The 15,558-nt window shown below is 72.4% G+C and carries 12 protein-coding genes; 6 read left to right on the top strand and 6 right to left on the bottom strand.

Annotated features, from left to right (window positions below; genetic code table 11):
* Nucleotides 1–63 precede the first annotated feature (63 nt).
* The 3 genes from AB0K12_RS16745 to gdhA all read left to right on the top strand — a co-directional run bounded on the left by AB0K12_RS16745 (nucleotide 64) and on the right by gdhA (nucleotide 5,053).
* A complete protein-coding gene (locus AB0K12_RS16745) occupies nucleotides 64–1,122 on the top strand; it encodes an iron ABC transporter permease (RefSeq protein WP_364561183.1) in 1,059 nt (352 codons plus the stop codon).
* 78 nt (nucleotides 1,123–1,200) lie between these two features.
* The gene (locus AB0K12_RS16740) at nucleotides 1,201–3,639 is read left to right on the top strand and encodes a PEP/pyruvate-binding domain-containing protein (RefSeq protein WP_364561180.1); all 2,439 of its coding nucleotides are present in this window, start codon (nucleotides 1,201–1,203) and stop codon (nucleotides 3,637–3,639) included.
* A 73-nt stretch (nucleotides 3,640–3,712) separates the two neighbouring features.
* The gene (gdhA, locus tag AB0K12_RS16735) at nucleotides 3,713–5,053 is read left to right on the top strand and encodes an NADP-specific glutamate dehydrogenase (RefSeq protein WP_364561177.1); all 1,341 of its coding nucleotides are present in this window, start codon (nucleotides 3,713–3,715) and stop codon (nucleotides 5,051–5,053) included.
* Between the two features lie 58 nt (nucleotides 5,054–5,111).
* Here the strand turns inward: gdhA and AB0K12_RS16730 are convergent, their stop codons facing one another.
* Together AB0K12_RS16730 and AB0K12_RS16725 are read right to left on the bottom strand one after the other, a co-directional pair.
* On the bottom strand, nucleotides 5,112–6,953 hold the full coding sequence (locus tag AB0K12_RS16730; RefSeq protein WP_364561174.1) for a hypothetical protein: 1,842 nt from the start codon (nucleotides 6,951–6,953) through the stop codon (nucleotides 5,112–5,114).
* A gap of 72 nt (nucleotides 6,954–7,025) precedes the next feature.
* Nucleotides 7,026–7,844, bottom strand: a complete 819-nt coding sequence (locus AB0K12_RS16725; protein ID WP_364561171.1) for an NAD(P)H-binding protein — start codon at nucleotides 7,842–7,844, stop codon at nucleotides 7,026–7,028.
* 84 nt (nucleotides 7,845–7,928) lie between these two features.
* On the opposite strand from AB0K12_RS16725, the gene AB0K12_RS16720 reads away from it, so the two are divergent.
* The 3 genes from AB0K12_RS16720 to AB0K12_RS16710 all read left to right on the top strand — a co-directional run bounded on the left by AB0K12_RS16720 (nucleotide 7,929) and on the right by AB0K12_RS16710 (nucleotide 10,100).
* Nucleotides 7,929–8,711, top strand: a complete 783-nt coding sequence (locus tag AB0K12_RS16720) for an AraC family transcriptional regulator (RefSeq protein WP_364561168.1) — start codon at nucleotides 7,929–7,931, stop codon at nucleotides 8,709–8,711.
* A gap of 39 nt (nucleotides 8,712–8,750) precedes the next feature.
* Nucleotides 8,751–9,476, top strand: a complete 726-nt coding sequence (locus AB0K12_RS16715; RefSeq protein WP_364561165.1) for a LuxR C-terminal-related transcriptional regulator — start codon at nucleotides 8,751–8,753, stop codon at nucleotides 9,474–9,476.
* Between the two features lie 84 nt (nucleotides 9,477–9,560).
* Nucleotides 9,561–10,100, top strand: coding sequence for a hypothetical protein (locus AB0K12_RS16710; protein WP_364561162.1), 540 nt, complete (start codon nucleotides 9,561–9,563; stop codon nucleotides 10,098–10,100).
* Here the strand turns inward: AB0K12_RS16710 and AB0K12_RS16705 are convergent.
* The 4 genes from AB0K12_RS16705 to AB0K12_RS16690 form a co-directional block, all read right to left on the bottom strand.
* The gene (locus tag AB0K12_RS16705) at nucleotides 10,081–10,911 is read right to left on the bottom strand and encodes a glycerophosphodiester phosphodiesterase family protein (protein WP_364561159.1); all 831 of its coding nucleotides are present in this window, start codon (nucleotides 10,909–10,911) and stop codon (nucleotides 10,081–10,083) included. The two genes, AB0K12_RS16710 and AB0K12_RS16705, sit on opposite strands and share 20 nt — an antisense overlap.
* Before the next feature lie 175 nt (nucleotides 10,912–11,086).
* On the bottom strand, nucleotides 11,087–11,995 hold the full coding sequence (locus AB0K12_RS16700; RefSeq protein WP_364561156.1) for a sugar phosphate isomerase/epimerase: 909 nt from the start codon (nucleotides 11,993–11,995) through the stop codon (nucleotides 11,087–11,089).
* A gap of 10 nt (nucleotides 11,996–12,005) precedes the next feature.
* Entirely contained in the window at nucleotides 12,006–14,105 is a 2,100-nt protein-coding gene (locus tag AB0K12_RS16695; protein WP_364561153.1) for a PQQ-dependent sugar dehydrogenase, read from the bottom strand.
* A 197-nt stretch (nucleotides 14,106–14,302) separates the two neighbouring features.
* Nucleotides 14,303–15,526 carry a trypsin-like peptidase domain-containing protein gene (locus AB0K12_RS16690; RefSeq protein ID WP_364561150.1) on the bottom strand — a complete coding sequence of 408 codons (1,224 nt, stop codon included), beginning with the start codon at nucleotides 15,524–15,526 and terminating at the stop codon, nucleotides 14,303–14,305.
* Between the last annotated feature and the right edge of the window lie 32 nt (nucleotides 15,527–15,558).

The following is a 15,558-nucleotide window of genomic DNA, read 5'->3' as shown; positions in this document are numbered from 1 at the left end:
CCCCGCGCGCGAGGTGCGTGCGGCCGTGCCCTCCTTCGCCCCCTCCCGGAAGGGGCCTGAGCTGTGACCGCCTTCCTGCCCAGACCGCCGTCGGCCGAAGTCGTGCGGGCGGTGGCGCACGGCCGGCGGCGGCGGGTGTCGCGGCGGCGGGTCGTCATGGTGACGCTCACCGTGCTCGTCGCCGGCGCGTTCGCGGTGACCCTGATGGCCGGGCAGACGTTCTACCCGCCGGGCGACGTCATCCAGGTCATCCTCGGCGAGCGGGTGCCCGGCGCGTCGTTCACCGTCGGCCGGCTGCGCCTGCCGCGCGCCGTGCTCGCGCTCGTCGCGGGCTTCAGCTTCGGGCTGGCGGGCGTGACGTTCCAGACGATGCTCCGCAACCCGCTGGCCAGCCCCGACATCATCGGCATCAGCGCGGGCGCGAGCACGGCTGCGGCCATCGCGATCGTGTCGTTCTCGCTGGGCGGCCCGCAGGTGTCGGCCATCGCGATCGTCGCCGCCCTGGCCGTCGCGCTGCTGGTCTACACGCTGGCCTTCCGCGACGGGGTGGCGGGCACCCGGCTCATCCTGATCGGCATCGGCGTCGCGGCCATCCTCGACAGCGTCACCTCCTACGTCCTGTCGCGGGCCGCGGAATGGGACCTCCAGGAGGCCATGCGCTGGCTCACCGGCAGCCTCAACGGCGCAGGGTGGGAGCAGGTCCGACCGGCCCTGGCCGCGCTGCTCGTCCTGACGCCCGTGCTGCTGTGGCAGGCCCGCGACCTGTCCACGCTGCAGCTCGGCGACGACACGGCCGCCGCGCTCGGCGTCCGCGTCGAGCGCACCCGGATCACCGTGATCGTCGCCGCGGTCTGCCTGATCGCGTTCGCCACGGCGGCGGCCGGGCCCATCGCGTTCGTGGCGTTCCTGTCGGGGCCGATCGCGGCGCGGCTGATCGGCCCAGGCGGCTCGCTGCTCGTGCCCGCCGGTCTGGTCGGCGCGCTGATGGTGCTCGCCGCCGACTTCGCGGGGCAGTTCGCGTTCGACACGCGCTTCCCGGTGGGCGTGGTCACGGGGGTGCTGGGGGCGCCGTACCTCGTCTATCTGATCGTCCGTACGCACCGCGCCGGCGGCTCGCTCTGACGTGCGAGGATGGACGAGGCCGGGAGGCGAGGCGTAGGTTGATGGATCATCTACCGGCTGACCAGGTCGGGGGGCGCAATGACCATCATCGATGTGGCCGCGGCCGACTCTTCCATGGTCGAGACAGTGGGCGGCAAGGCCGCCGGTCTCGGCGAGATGATCAGGGCGGGTGAGCGGGTTCCCGACGGCTTCTGCCTGACCGTGGCGGCTTACCGGAGCGGCGAGCTGCCCGAGCAGGAGCTGATCGACGCCTACGAGCGGCTCGGCGGCGGGCGGGTGGCGGTGCGCTCCAGCGCCACCGCCGAGGACCTGCCCGATGCCGGCTTCGCCGGGCAGCACGACACCTGTCTCAACGTGGAGGGCCACGCCGCGCTGCTCGACGCGGTACGCCGCTGCTGGGACTCCCTGCACAACGAGCGGGCGACGGCCTACAGGAAGGCCGTGGGCGTCGACGAGGCCGCCATGGGCGTGGTCGTGCAGCGCATGGTGGACGCCGAGGTCGCCGGGGTGCTGTTCACCGCGAACCCGGTGACCGGCTGCCGTACGGAGATGGTGGTGGACGCCGCCCCCGGCCTCGGCACGTCCGTCGTGGACGGCACGGTCGTCCCCGACCACTACGTCTTCGGCCACCACGCGACGCCCGACGGCGGCGGCGGCTGCCTCGACCGGCGGCGGCTGGCGGCGCTGCGCGACGCGGGGCGGCGGCTGCAGGCGCACTTCGGCACGCCGCAGGACGTCGAGTGGGCCTTCGACGCCGCCGGCACGCTGTGGCTGCTGCAGTCGCGGCCGATCACCACGCTGTTCCCCGCGCCGCCCGCCACCCGCGACACCCGCCTCTACCTTGAGGTCGGCCACATGCAGGGCATGCTCAGGCCGGTGACGCCGATGGGCATGTCGCTGCTCAAGGCCGCGATGGGCGTGTGGCTGGAGTCCACGGGCGGCAGGTTCGACCGGCGTGACCCGCTGCCGCGCGTGGTGCCGATCGGCGGGCGGCTCTACTTCGACCTGACCGACTTCCTGCGCAACACGTCGATGCGCGGGCAGCTGGGCGCGTCGCTGGAGGTCTACGGGCCGCGGGTGCGCGAGGCGGTCGACCGGGTGCTGGACGATCCGCGGTTCGCCCCGCGTCCAGGGCTGCCGTTCCGGCTGGGCAGCGCCGTACGGATGACGCTGCGGCTCGCCCCCGGCCTCGTCGCGGGAGTCGTGCACAGCCTGGCCGCGCCCGACGCGGGACGGGCCAGGGCCTACCGCGCCGTGCACCGGATGCGGCGCGACGTCGTCCCGCCCGCCGGGCACGCCACGGCGGCCGAGCGGCTGCGCTGGGTGATCGAGGACGCCCATCGCCCGCTGCGGACGGCCGGCCTGCACGGGCTGATGGGGCCGCTGGTCGCGGGCATGCTGGCCGGCACGTCGCCGGCGGGGCTGCTGGCGGGCGTCGCCTCCGCCGAGGAGCTGGACGTGGTGCTCGGCGGCATGCCGTACAACGTGACCACGGACATGGACCTCGCGCTGTGGCGGGTCGCGGTCAACGCGCGCGAGCACCGCGAGCTGTTCCTCGGCACCGACCCCGCAGAGCTGGCGGCCCGCTACCGCGCGGGCGAGCTGCCGGACATCGGCCTGGACGGCTTCCTGGGCCGCTACGGCATGCGGGCGGCGGCGGAGATCGACGTCGGCATGCCGCGCTGGGCGGAGGACCCGGCGCCGCTGTTCGGCACCATCGCCAACTACCTGCGCGTGGAGGACCCCGAGCAGGCGCCCGACCGGCGCTTCGAGCTGGCCGCGGCGCGGGCCGAGCGGATGATCCGCACGCTGGCGCCGCGCGCCCGCCTCGCCCGTCCGGTACGCGGCAGGCTCGCGGTGTTCCTCATGCGCCGCTCGCGCAAGCTGACCGGGCTGCGGGAGATCGGCAAGTTCGCCTGGCTGCCGATGATCCAGGAGTCGCGCCGCCAGCTCCTGCTCATCGGCGCGGACCTGGCCGGGCGGGGCCTGCTGGAGGAGGCCGGCGACGTCATGTTCCTCGACCTCGCCGAGCTGGCCCAGGCCGTGCGCCACGGCGAGGACCACCGGCCGCTGATCGCCCGCCGCCGCGCCGAGTACGCGCGGGAGCTGCGCCGCCCCACCGTGCCCGGCGCGCTGCTGTCGGACGGCACCGACCTGGAGGCGCTGGCCCCGCCGAGCGTCCCCGCCGAGGACGGCGTGCTGGTGGGCATGGCGGGCGCGGCAGGACGGGCGACGGGCCGGGCCAGGGTGATCCGCGACCCGGCGGGCGCGCGCATCGAGCCGGGCGAGATCCTCGTCGCGCCCACCACCGACCCGGGCTGGACGCCGCTGTTCCTGACGACGGCGGGCCTGGTGACCGAGACCGGCTCCGCCATCGCCCACGGCCCCACCGTGGCCAGGGAGTACGGCATCCCGGCCGTCATCTGCGTCCGCGACGCCACCCGCGCGATCAGGACCGGCGACCTGATCACCATCGACGGGGGCGCCGGCACGGTCAAGGTGGAGCGCCACGGCTGAACCTGCGTGCGGCTCACAACGCGCCTCCCCGTACAGTGAGGAGTCCGCCACAACCCCTGTGAGCTTGGAGTACGTGTTGCACGAGAAGTTGTCGTCGATCTATGACAACGTCCTGCGCCGCAATCCCGGTGAGATCGAGTTCCACCAGGCCGTCCGCGAAGTCCTCGACAGCATCGGCCCTGTGCTCGGGAAGCACCCCGAGTACGCCGAATCGAAGATCATCGAACGCATCTGCGAGCCTGAGCGGCAGATCATCTTCCGCGTGCCGTGGATGGACGACCAGGGTCAGGTGCAGATCAACCGGGGCTTCCGGGTCGAGTTCAACAGCGCGCTCGGCCCCTACAAGGGCGGCCTGCGGTTCCACCCCTCCGTCTACCTGGGGATCGTCAAGTTCCTCGGTTTCGAGCAGATCTTCAAGAACAGCCTGACCGGCCTGCCCATCGGGGGCGGCAAGGGCGGCTCCGACTTCGACCCCAAGGGCCGCTCCGACCGTGAGGTGATGCGGTTCTGCCAGAGCTTCATGACGGAGCTCTACCGGCACATCGGCGAGTACACCGACGTGCCCGCCGGTGACACGGGCGTCGGCGGCCGGGAGATCGGCTACCTGTTCGGCCAGTACAAGCGCATCACCAACCGCTACGAGTCCGGCGTCATCACCGGCAAGGGCCTCGTCTACGGCGGCGCCCAGGTCCGCACCGAGGCCACCGGCTACGGCTGCGTCTTCTTCGTCGACGAGATGCTGAAGGCGCGCGGCACGTCGTTCGACGGCAAGCGGGTCGTGGTGTCCGGCTCGGGCAACGTCGCCGTCTACGCCATCGAGAAGGTCGAGCAGCTCGGCGGCCTCGTCGTCGCCTGCTCCGACTCCTCCGGCTACGTGCTGGACGAGAAGGGCATCGACCTGGAGCTGCTCAAGCAGATCAAGCAGGTGGAGCGGGGCAGGCTCGACGCGTACGCGCAGCGCCGCGACCACGCCACCTTCGTGCCCGGCCGCAGCGTCTGGGAGGTGCCAGGCGAGGTCGCGCTGCCGTCGGCCACCCAGAACGAGATCACCGGCGAAGCCGCCGCCGCCATGGTGGCGGGCGGTCTGATCGCGGTCGGCGAGGGCGCCAACATGCCGACCACGCCCGAGGGCATCAAGGTGTTCCAGGAGGCGGGCATCGCGTACGGGCCCGGCAAGGCCGCCAACGCGGGCGGCGTCGCGACCAGCGCCCTGGAGATGCAGCAGAACGCCAGCCGCGACTCGTGGACGTTCGAGTTCTCCGAGCAGCGGCTGCAGGAGATCATGCGCGACATCCACGACCGCTGCCTCAGCACCGCCGACGAGTACGGCATGCCGGGCAACTACGTGGCCGGCGCGAACATCGACGGCTTCCGCCGCGTCGCGGACGCCATGCTGGCCCTCGGCCTCATCTGACGCAGCCTCATCAGACGCGGCCTCATCTGACGGCCTGGCCCGGCCAACGACGTCCGGGTCACCCGGCCTCTTCCCTGTACCGATCGGCGAGCTCCGCCGTCTGGCGGGCCGTGTACGGATCGAACGTGCTCAAAGCCCGCGTGTCCAGCCCGGCCAGCAGCTCGGCGGCCTGCCCTGGGTCGCCGTCGAACCTGACGAACGCGTCGTCGCGCAGCCGGATCGCCGGCCTGGCCGCGTCGAGCGCCGCCGCCCTGACGATGGCCGCCACCAGCGGATCCGCCGCCCCCGCCGCGGCCTCGCGCCGCTCGCGCACCTCTTCCAGCTTGTCCCTGGCCGTCCCGAGACTGTCGCTGCCGCCCAGCGCGAACCACGCCCCGACGTCGGCCGACCGCAGCACCTCCGCCTCGCGCTCCTCCGCCACGCCTTCGGGCGGCTGGACGCGGATGCGCAGCGGCTCGCCGGTGACCAGCCACTGCACGGTCTCCCCCGCCGGGTCCTTGCCGTAGATGCCGAGCACGGGCGTCACGTCGTACTCGCCGGGCTCGGCGAAGGTGAAGCCGGCCGAGCCGAACGTGAGGTTGACGTTGTTGCTGAGCGCGCCGCCGGGCGGCAGGGTGACCTTCGACTCGACGTCCATGGCGGCCATGCAGCGCTGCGCGATCGGGGTGAACGCGGTCGCCTCCTCGTGCTGGGCGCCGGTGCGGCGGCGGACGAGGATCTCCAGCGGGCCCGCCTTCGGGTCGAGCACCCAGCGCTCCACCTCCAGGTCCGACGACGACCGGTTCTCCAGCGTCACCTTGAGGAACACCGGCTGCCCGAACACGAACTCGGCCCCGGCCACCGGCGCGGTCAGCGTCAGCCGGTAGCCGTCGAACGGGATCTCCCGCGCGTACGGCGAGTGCCCGCCGCCTCCGTCGGCCCAGTACCGCACCGAATGGAACGGCTCGCCGCCGGGAATCAGCGAGCCCAAGGCCCCGTGCCGCAGGAACTCCAGCTCGTCGCCGTCGAAGGTGAAGGCGAAGTTCTTCCAGAAGTCCTGCTCCTGGCCGCCTCCCCGGTACCGCCAGTCGTAATTCATGTACGAGGTGGAGTCGGCCCGCCCGACGGACCGCTCGAAGCGGTGGGCCAGGTTGAGCGCGTGGCCCAGCTCGTGCACGATCGTCCTGATGATCTTCTGGTCCCTGGTCGCGCCCTGGAAGGGCGCGGTGAACACGGCCGCGCCCTGCCGCTGCAGGAGCCCTTCGGCGTCGAACATGATCCCGGCCAGCCCCGGCAGCGACGCCTTCGACAGCAGCAGCAGGTGCAGCTCCCACGCCCGGCCGCGCAGCGGGCTGTCACCGGTGATGTGCATGAGGTCGCTCAGCATGCTGTAGAGCTGCGAGTCGTCCCAGTTGCCCGCGACGCCGGCGGGGATGAGGGACTGCCGCCCCGCCTCCCTGACGGCGAACCCGGCCGCGCGCAGGCAGCCGTCCACCGTGCGCTCCACGCCCTGGAGGACGACCGGCGCCGGCAGCGGCACGCCCTCCTCCCGCTCGATCTCCAGGCCCAGCTCGCGCAGGGCGTCGTCGCGGTGCTCGACCTGGACGACCGTCTCCGTCCGGACCGGCAGGCCGTTGAGCGGGGCGTCGAGCGTGAACGCCAGCGTCACGCCGCCCTTGGGCGCGGCGGTCAGGGCCAGCGTGCCCGTCGTCTTGTTCGACGGGCTCGCCTGCCACACCGCCGGCCAGGTCCCGTCGTCGATCGTCACCTTCGCTCCGGGGGCCGTCCTGCCCGACGCGAGGTATCTGCGCCCGCCTTCGCCGAAGACGTCGGCGCTGATCACGCCGGAGCCGCCGGCGTCCACGCGCAGCGTGACCGAGATGCCGCCGCTGCGCCCCTCGTAGCGTCCGTCCCTGATCATGGGATCTCTCCGATCGTCCGACCATGCTGGTGCCACGATGATGCGGACGCGGGCGGCTGTCCTGAGTACCCCCTACTCAAGCCGCCAGGCGGACGCCGTGCGGGCGACGTAGGCGGCGAAGTCGATCGGGTCGCGGCCGAGCGCCCTCTGGACGCCGTCGCGCGGCTCGGCGTACAGGCCCGCGCGCATGCCGGCGAACAGCGCGTTCAGCTCCGCCGCCGCCTCCTCCGGCGCGCCCTGGGCGAGCAGCTCGTCCCTGTACTGCTCGGGGGTCAGCTCCTCGTACCTGATGGGATGCCCCGCCGCCTCGGCGATGGCGGCCACGGCCGCGCGGAAGGTCAGCGCCCGGGGGCCGGACAGCGTGTAGACCTGCTCGTGGTGGCCGTCCTCGGTGAGCGCCGCCGCGGCGACGTCGGCGATGTCCTGCGCGTCCACGAACGGCTCGGGCACGTCCCCGATCGGCAGGCCCAGCCGTCCTTCGCGGAGCGGGGCCCGCCAGATGTAGGGGTCGTCGAAGTTCTGGTTGAAGTTGTTCGGGCGGATGATCGTCCATTCGGCGCCTGACTCGCGTACGGCCTGGTCCAGCGCGGCCATGCCCCTGAAGTAGCCGGGGAACCGCTCGATGTCGCGGCCGGACAGCGCCACGAGCCTGCGTACGCCCGCCTCCGTCGCCTGTTTCACGAACGGCCCGGCGGCCTCCGGCTCCTGGGGCGCGATGAGGTAGAGCGCCGACGCGCCTGCCACCGCGCCCGCCCACGTGTCGGGGTCGGACCAGTCGAACCGCGTCCCGCTCGACCGGGTCGCGACCCGCACGTCCGCGCCGCGTCCTTGCAACGTCTTCACCAGGCGGCTGCCGGTCTTGCCCGTGCCGCCCAACACCACGATCGTCATGCCCTCAGTGAACCGGCCGCGGACGGGGTGCGGCCATGGCTCAGGATCCAGAGCCCATACGTGACCGTCCATAGCATTGAAGGTATGGAACCGTTCGATGACCTGCTGCGCGGTGTCCGGTCCGAGGACGCCGGGCTCGGCGTCGAGGAGCTGACGCCGGCGCGCCCCCTCACCGGCGGCGCGGCCCTGACCCTGCTGGCGCCCATCGAAGGCGCCGCCGAGCTGCCGCACGGCGTCGTGCGGACCGGCGAGACGGCGGTGGTGCGCGGGCCGTTCACCGCCCGCTCGCCAGGGCGCGCCGTGCTCCTCGTCGGCACGTACGACGTGCGCGGCGCCGTCGGGCACCGGCTCCTCGGCGTCCTGCCGCCCCTGCTGGTGCTGCCGGACGGCGACGACTGCGCCGCGACCAGGGACTTCCTCGTGGCGCAGGCAGCCTCGTGCGCGCCCGGCCGGCAGGTCGTGCTGGACCGGCTGCTGGAGTGGCTGCTGGTGTGCACGCTGCGGGACTGGTTCGACCAGCAGGACGGGGCGCCCGCCGGGTGGCACGACGAGACACTTGGGCCGGTGCTGCGGGCGATGCACGCGGCGCCCGGCCGGCCGTGGACGCTGGCCGCGCTGGCCGGCGAGGCGGGCGTGTCGCGGGCCACGCTGGCCGAGCGGTTCGTGAGGGTGGTGGGCAAGCCGCCGCTGACGTACCTGAAGGAGTGGCGGATGGCGCTGGCGGCCGACCTGCTGACCGAGCCGGCCTCGACCGTCGGCGCGGTGGCCCGCCGGGTCGGGTACGCCGACGCGTTCGGGTTCAGCACGGCCTTCAAGCGCTTCTACGGCGTCAGCCCGACCGAGTGCCGGGCGGCCTGCCGGACCTGAGCGCGGCGTAGCGTCCGTGTTAGGGGAGAATCGACCCTTGTGGAGGAGAGCGGGTCGCTGGCGGATCTCGCCCGCCGGCTGGAGGAGGTCGTGGGCGAGCTGCGCGGCATCCCCGTGGACGTCGAGCGGGTGGCCGACAACGCGCTCGTCCAGCCGCTCATCCTGGAGGCCGCGGGCATGGCCAAGGACCTGCGGGCCATGCACCCGCTGGGCTCGACCGACCGGGGCCGCAGGGAGCAGCGCAGCCGGCGCGACGTGCTCGACGCGCTGCGCGGCGGCCTGAGCATGCGCACGATCGTGCACTCCGCCGTGCTGGACGACCCGGTCAAGGCGGCCCGCATCAGGGAGCTGCACGCGGCGGGCGACCTGCACCGGATCATCGACGAGCCGATCCAGCAGCTGCTGGTCTTCGACCGGACGGTGGCGTTCCTGCGCACCACACCCGTCGCCCACGCGCCTGGCGCCCTGGTGATCAGGCAGCAGAGCGTGATCGCCGCGCTGATCGACCTGTTCGAGCTGACCTGGGAGCGGGCCAGGGAGGTGACGGAGCCGGCGTACCGGCTGTCGCCGCGCGAGCGCGAGGTGCTGGCGCTGATCGCCGAGGGCCGCTCCAACCGGGCCGTCGCCGACGCGCTGTCGATCACCGAGGCGGCCGTGGGCAAGCACGTGACGAGCCTGTTCGCCAAGCTGGAGCTGCCCGTCACCGACGACGTCAACCGGCGGGTGCTGGCGGTGCTGGCCTACCTGCGCGGCACGGCCCGCTGAAGGTAGGGACAGAGCTACCCCGCCCTCGCCGTAGCCCCCGCGCGGGCTCGGCGCCGGGTCCGGTTCGATGGTCACATGCAACGGATGACGGGATTGCTGGTCGGTGCGGTGTTCGGGGCGGTCTTCGTGCTCGTCAACGCGGGCGGCCCGCTGGGCGGCGCGGTGGCGGGCGTGCTGCGGGTGACCGCCTGCCTGGGAGCCGCCGGGGTGGTCGCCATGTGGTTCATGACCGTGCGCGGGGAGCGCAGGTCGGGTCAGCCGCAGGGCCCCGGCATGTACGGGCGGGGTTACCTGCTCATCGTGCTGGGCGAGGTCGTGCTGCTGTTCGGCGGGCTGCGGGTGCTGGCCGCGCTCGGCGCCCCCGAGCAGGCCAACGTGGCCTGGGCGGCGTTCGTGGTGGGCGTGCACTTCGTCGCGCTCGCCCCGGTGTGGAAGGACTGGACGATCGCCGTGCCCGGTGGACTGCTGGCCCTGCTCGGCGTGGCCGGGTTCGCGCTGGCCGGCACGTCCGCGCTGGCCTGGGTGCCGATCGTGAGCGGGGTGGCGTCGGGGGTGGTGCTGCTGGCGGCGTCGCTCACGACCGGCTGGCGCACGATGGCGGGGCTCAGCGCAGCCCGCGCTTGACGGCCGTGAGCCGCCGGGGGTGGTTGGTCATGATGCCGTCCACCCCGTACGACACCAGTTTGCGCAGCACGGCCGGCTTGTCGGCGGTCCAGGTGTAGACCCGCATGCCCCGGTCGTGCACCTTCTTGACGTAGCGGGCGGTGAGGCTCTTGTGGGCGAGCGTGAGCCCGTCGGCGTAGCGGGAAAGCTCGCTCAGCCGGGCCGCGTTCGGCTTGCCGAGCAGCGCGATCGGCAGTCCTGGCACCATGGCGTGCAGGAATCGCATCGACTGCCAGCCGAACGCCTGCACGGTGAGCAGCCCGTCGCCCCACAGCTCGCGCGACCCCTGCAGCTCGGCGGCCACCCTGCGGTCGATGTCGGGGCTGTCCGGCGGGTGCTTGATCTCCAGCAGCAGCCGGGTGCCGGTGCCGCGGACCGCGCGCAGGGCCTCGGCGAGGGTGGGCACGCCCTCGCCGCGGTAGCGGGCGGAGAACCAGGAGCCGGCGTCGAGCCGCTGGATCTCGTCGAGCGTGAAGTCCGAGACCCGCCACGGCGCCCGGCGGGGGAAGACCTTCTCGACGTTCGTGGTCCGCTCGAGTGTCTCGTCGTGCATGAGTACGAGCTTGTGGTCCTTGGTCTGCTGGACGTCGAACTCGCACACGTCCGCCCCTTGCGTCCGGGCTCGGGCGCAGGCGGCGATGGTGTTCTCAGGGGCGTGCGCGGAGCCGCCCCGGTGGGCGATGGTGTCCACCCGGGGCGGCGCCGCGTGGGCCGCGGGGCCCGGCACCACGGCCAGGGCCGCGATGGCGAGGACGCCGAGAAAGCGGTACATGGTCCCTCCCCCCGTGTCGCGGCGCTGGCCGGCACACGTGCTGATGTGCCAGAGAAGTGCCCGCTAATGATGGGGAATGACCGTTTTCTACGGGCGTGTCGCGGAGGTCCGTACGAACTTTTGACCTCAGAAGACACGTCCCGGACCGGCCGCCGCCGGCCCGGGGCCCGTGCGGTCAGTACCGCAGCTTGCGCAGGTAGCGGTAGCCCACCTCCGCCGTCTGCCGCGGCGTCACGTCCGGGGTGTCGTTCTCCACGATGTACTCCTCCACCCGGTGCGCGCGGAACACCCGGCGGAAGTCGATCGTCCCCGTGCCCAGGTCGGCCATGTCGCCGTCGAGGTGCCGGTCCTTGACGTGGTACTGCAGCACGCGCTGCGGCGCCCGGCGGATCACGTCGATCGCGAACTTCACGGGGTCGCTCGCCCCACGCCCCACGCCGCCGGTGACCGCCCAGTAGATGTCGATCTCCAGGTGCACCAGGCGGGGGTCCAGCTCGGAGGTGAGCACGTCCCACGGGGTGACCCCGCCCCCGAGGTCGGTGGTGAACTCGTGGGCGTGGTTGTGGTAGCCGTAGCGCAGGCCCGCCGAGCGGGCGGCGCGCGCCTCGACGTTCATCCGCTCGGCCCAGCCCTTCCACTCGTCCAGGCTGTCCGACGCGAGGTAGGGCACCACCATGTACTTCTGGCCGAGCGTCAGCGCGTTCTCGATCTTCGTGTTGAGCGCGGCGTCGTCCGCGCTGATGCCGTCGTGGCTGGACGTGGCCCGCACGCCCAGCCCGTCGAGGAAGCGCCGCAGCTGCCTGGCGGTGCGGCCGAAGTAGCCGAGCGCCAGCTCCACCTTCGGGTACCCGGCCCCCGCCACGTACCTGAGGGTGTCGTCGTAGCTCTGGGCCAGGTCGTCGCGGAGCGTGTAGAGCTGGATGCTGATCTTGCCGGGCGGCACCTTCTCGCCGCGCGGGTGGTGCGGGTGGTGCGGATTCGTCACCGCCGCGGCGGCGGGCGAGCCGGCGGCGACCGCCGCCGCGCCGAGCCCGAGACCCGCGGCGAGCAGGGAGCGCCTGCTGGGGCCGTAGCCGTAACACATGGTGGTTCTCCTATCGCGTCGGCTGGAGCACGACCTGGGTGCTGCTGGTCAGCGGCGGCAGTCCGCCGGTGCCGGGGTCGGTGTAGGTGGCCACGAAGACGCCGGTGAGGTTGTCCGTCTCCGGGTCGTGCCCGCTCGGCTCGGTGGTCTGGATCGACCCCGTGCAGCCGCGGGCCGTGGTCTGCGGGTGTCCGTGGTCGTCGTGGCCGAGGATGTAGTCCACGGTGACGGCGGCGCAGTCCACGGGCTGGTCGTCGGTGACCCGGACCTCGAACTCGACGACGTCGCCGAAGCTGAACTGATCGCCGTCGGCCGGCCTGACCAGCTCGACGACCGGCGCCGCGTTGCCCACCACGACCCGTACGGACGTCGCGGCCGACCGCCCGCGCGGGTCGGTGACCTTGAGCGTGGCGTTGTAGAGGCCGTTCTGCCGGTAGGTGTAGGACGCCGACGGGCTGCGCGAGTCCACCCGGCCGTCCGCGTCGAAGTCCCAGGCGTAGCTGAGCCGGTCACCGTCGGGGTCGCTGGTGCCCGTGCTGGTGAAGGAGACGGTGAGCGGAGCCAGCCCGTCCGTCACGGACGCGGCGGCCACCGGGATCGGCGAGTGGTTGCCGGTGCGGCCGATGTAGTCGATGCGGGCCAGCTGCGCGTCGGGGTTCTCGCTGAAGTAGCCGTCGCCGTACTCCAGCACGTACAGCGCGCCGTCGGGGCCGAACTCCATGTCCATCGGGTTGTCGAAGACGATCGACGGCAGCACGCTCTCGATGCGGCCGTCCCGGTGCATGGCCTTGACGTAGTCGCGGGTCCACTCGTAGAGCAGCGGCACGCCGTCGTAGTAACGCGGCCAGGCCACCGAGTCGCGGCCGCGGGTGTCGGCCTTGCCGATGTCGTACGCCGGCCCGCCCATCGGCCCGATCCCGCCGGTGCCCAGCTCGGGGAACTCCGGCGAAGGGCCGTACGAGTACCAGACGTCGGGCTGGGTGACCGGCGGCAGCTCGCGCAGCCCGGTGTTGCGCGGCGACTCGTTGACCGGCGCCGCGCAGTTGAACGTCGCCCCCGAGGCGCCGGTGGCGAAGTCGTAGTCCACGTACGGCAGCCGCGCCGTCGCGCAGTACGGCCAGCCGTAGTTGCCCGCCTTGCGGACGACCGTCCACTTGCCGGTGCCGGCCGGGCCCCTGCTCGGGTTGGCCTGCTGCTGGTCGGGCGAGTAGTCGCCGACGTACAGCTCCCCCGTCCTGCGGTTCAGCTCGATCCTGAACGGGTTGCGCAGCCCCATGGCGTAGATCTCCGGCCTGGTGCCCTTGGTGCCGGGCCGGAACAGGTTGCCGTTGGGGATGGAGTAGCCGCCGTTGTCGCGTGGCTTGATGCGCAGGATCTTGCCGCGCAGGTCGTTGGTGTTGCCCGAGCTGCGCTGCGCGTCGAACGCGGGGTTGCGGTCCGGCCGCTCGTCGATCGGGGTGAAGCCGTCGGAGGAGAACGGGTTGGTGTCGTCGCCGGTGGACAGGTAGAGGTTGCCCGCGGCGTCGAAGACGATGTCGCCGCCGACGTGGCAGCAGATGCCGCGGTCCACCGGCACGTCCATGATGCGCTGCTCGGTGCGCAGGTCGATGGTGGCGCCGGTGAAGCGGAAGCGCGACAGCCTGATCAGGCCCTTGAACGGGGCGAAGTCGGCGGGGGTGCCGGTGATCGGGGCGTCGCCCTCGTTGACGCCGGGGGTGGCCGGGTCGTCGACGGGGGTGTCGAGCGGGGGCGAGTAGTAGAGGTAGACCCAGTCGTCCTTCTTGGAGCCCTTGCCGAAGCCCGGGCTGAGCGCGACGCTCTGCAGCCCCTCCTCGTCGTGCTGGTAGACGTCGAGTTCGGCGGCGAGCGTGTTGAGCCCGGTCTTCGGGTCGTGTAACCAGACCTCGCCGCGCCTCGTGGTGTGCAGGACCCGGTTGTCCGGTAAGACCGCCAGGTCCATGGGCTCGCCCGGATGGTCGTTGAGCGTCACCTTTTGGAACTGGCTGTCGGGCGGTGGGGCCGCCACGCCGGCGTGTGCGACGGCCTGCACGCAGGCCGGCATGATGATCGCCGCGGCGCTCACGGCCGCGATCATGGTTCTCGCTCTCACGCCTCTCTCCTTCGGTCTACTCGGGTGGATAAGAGAGGGCAAATTAACGTGAATGTAACCCGGGTTACGCCGATCGAGGAGGGCCTAATTCACGCCCGCCCGCGTATCTCCCGCCCCCGATCGCACTAAGTGGAAAGGCGACCAGCAAAAAGATCGCCCCCTGCCGGAGCAGGAGGCGATCGGGATTTCCTATGACGTCAGTTCTTCTGTTCCTCCATGGTGACGGTCACCGTGGACTCCTCGCCACCGCGCTGATAGGTGATGGCCACCTGCTGGCCGACCTTGTAGCCGCGAACCTGACCGACCACCGTGTCACCGCTCGCCACCTGCGTGTTGCCGATCTTGGTGATGAGGTCGCCCTCCTTGAGCCCCGCCTTCTCGGCCGGGCTGCCCTTCGTCACCTGCCTGATGAGCGCGCCAGGCACGTCGCCGGTCGCGTTCGTGACGCTCACGCCCAGGTAGACGTGGGTCACCTTGCCGTCCTTGATGAGCTGCTCCGAGACGTGCTTGGCGGTGTTCACCGGGATCGCGAAGCCGAGGTTGACGCCGTCGGAGGCCACCGCGCTGTTGATGCCGACCAGCTCACCGGCCGCGTTGACCAGCGCGCCGCCGGAGTTGCCGGGGTTGATGGCGGCGTCCGTCTGGATCATGCCGCCGAGCGTGGTGATGTCCTCGGGCTGCGACCGCCCGCCCCAGCCGGGCGGGAGCTGCTGGTCCTGCGGGCCGTTGCCGGCCGTCACCGTACGGTCGAGCGCGCTGACGATGCCCGAGGTCACCGTGCCGTCCAGGCCCAGCGGGCTGCCGATGGCCAGCACGTCGTCGCCCACCTTGAGCTGGTCGCTGTCGCCGAGCGTCACCGCGGCCAGCCCCGACACGTCCTGGGCCCTGATGACGGCGAGATCGGTGGCCGGGTCGGTGCCGACGACGGTGGCCTTGGCCATCTTGCCGTCGTTGAACTTCACGGTCAGCCCGCTGTCCTGCCCTGACACCACGTGGTTGTTGGTGAGGATCAGCCCGTCCGCCGACAGCACCACGCCGGAGCCCTCCGACGTGCTGCCCTGGATCATCACCACCGACGGCTGCACCTTCTCCGCCACCTGCGCCACCGTGTACTGGTCGGCGGCGGTGCGGAAGACGGGGCTCGGCTGGCTCGGGGTGGCGGTCGCCACCGGCGTGCTGCCCCCTGCCAGGTACGCGCCCACGGCCCCGCCGCCCAGCGCGGCTGCTCCGAGCGCCGCGACGGCCGCCAGCGCCAGCCCCGCGATCGCCTTGCGGGTCAGCATGAACGCCTGCTTCGCCTCGGGCCGCGGGGGCGGCGGCATCGACGGGATCGGCCGGGTGAACCCTCCGGCGGACGGTGGTGTGGCACCGAACTGGCTCCAGCCACCGGTGCGAGGCTCCCTCGGCTCGTTCGCGCTCATGTCATCTCCTAGAGTCCCGATGACACAAGCGT

This window comes from Nonomuraea sp. NPDC049419 (assembly GCF_040676995.1).
GTDB lineage: Bacteria > Actinomycetota > Actinomycetes > Streptosporangiales > Streptosporangiaceae > Nonomuraea > Nonomuraea salmonea.
The sequence above is the reverse complement of the archived record's forward strand: the minus strand, read 5'-3'. Positions and strand labels throughout refer to the sequence as shown.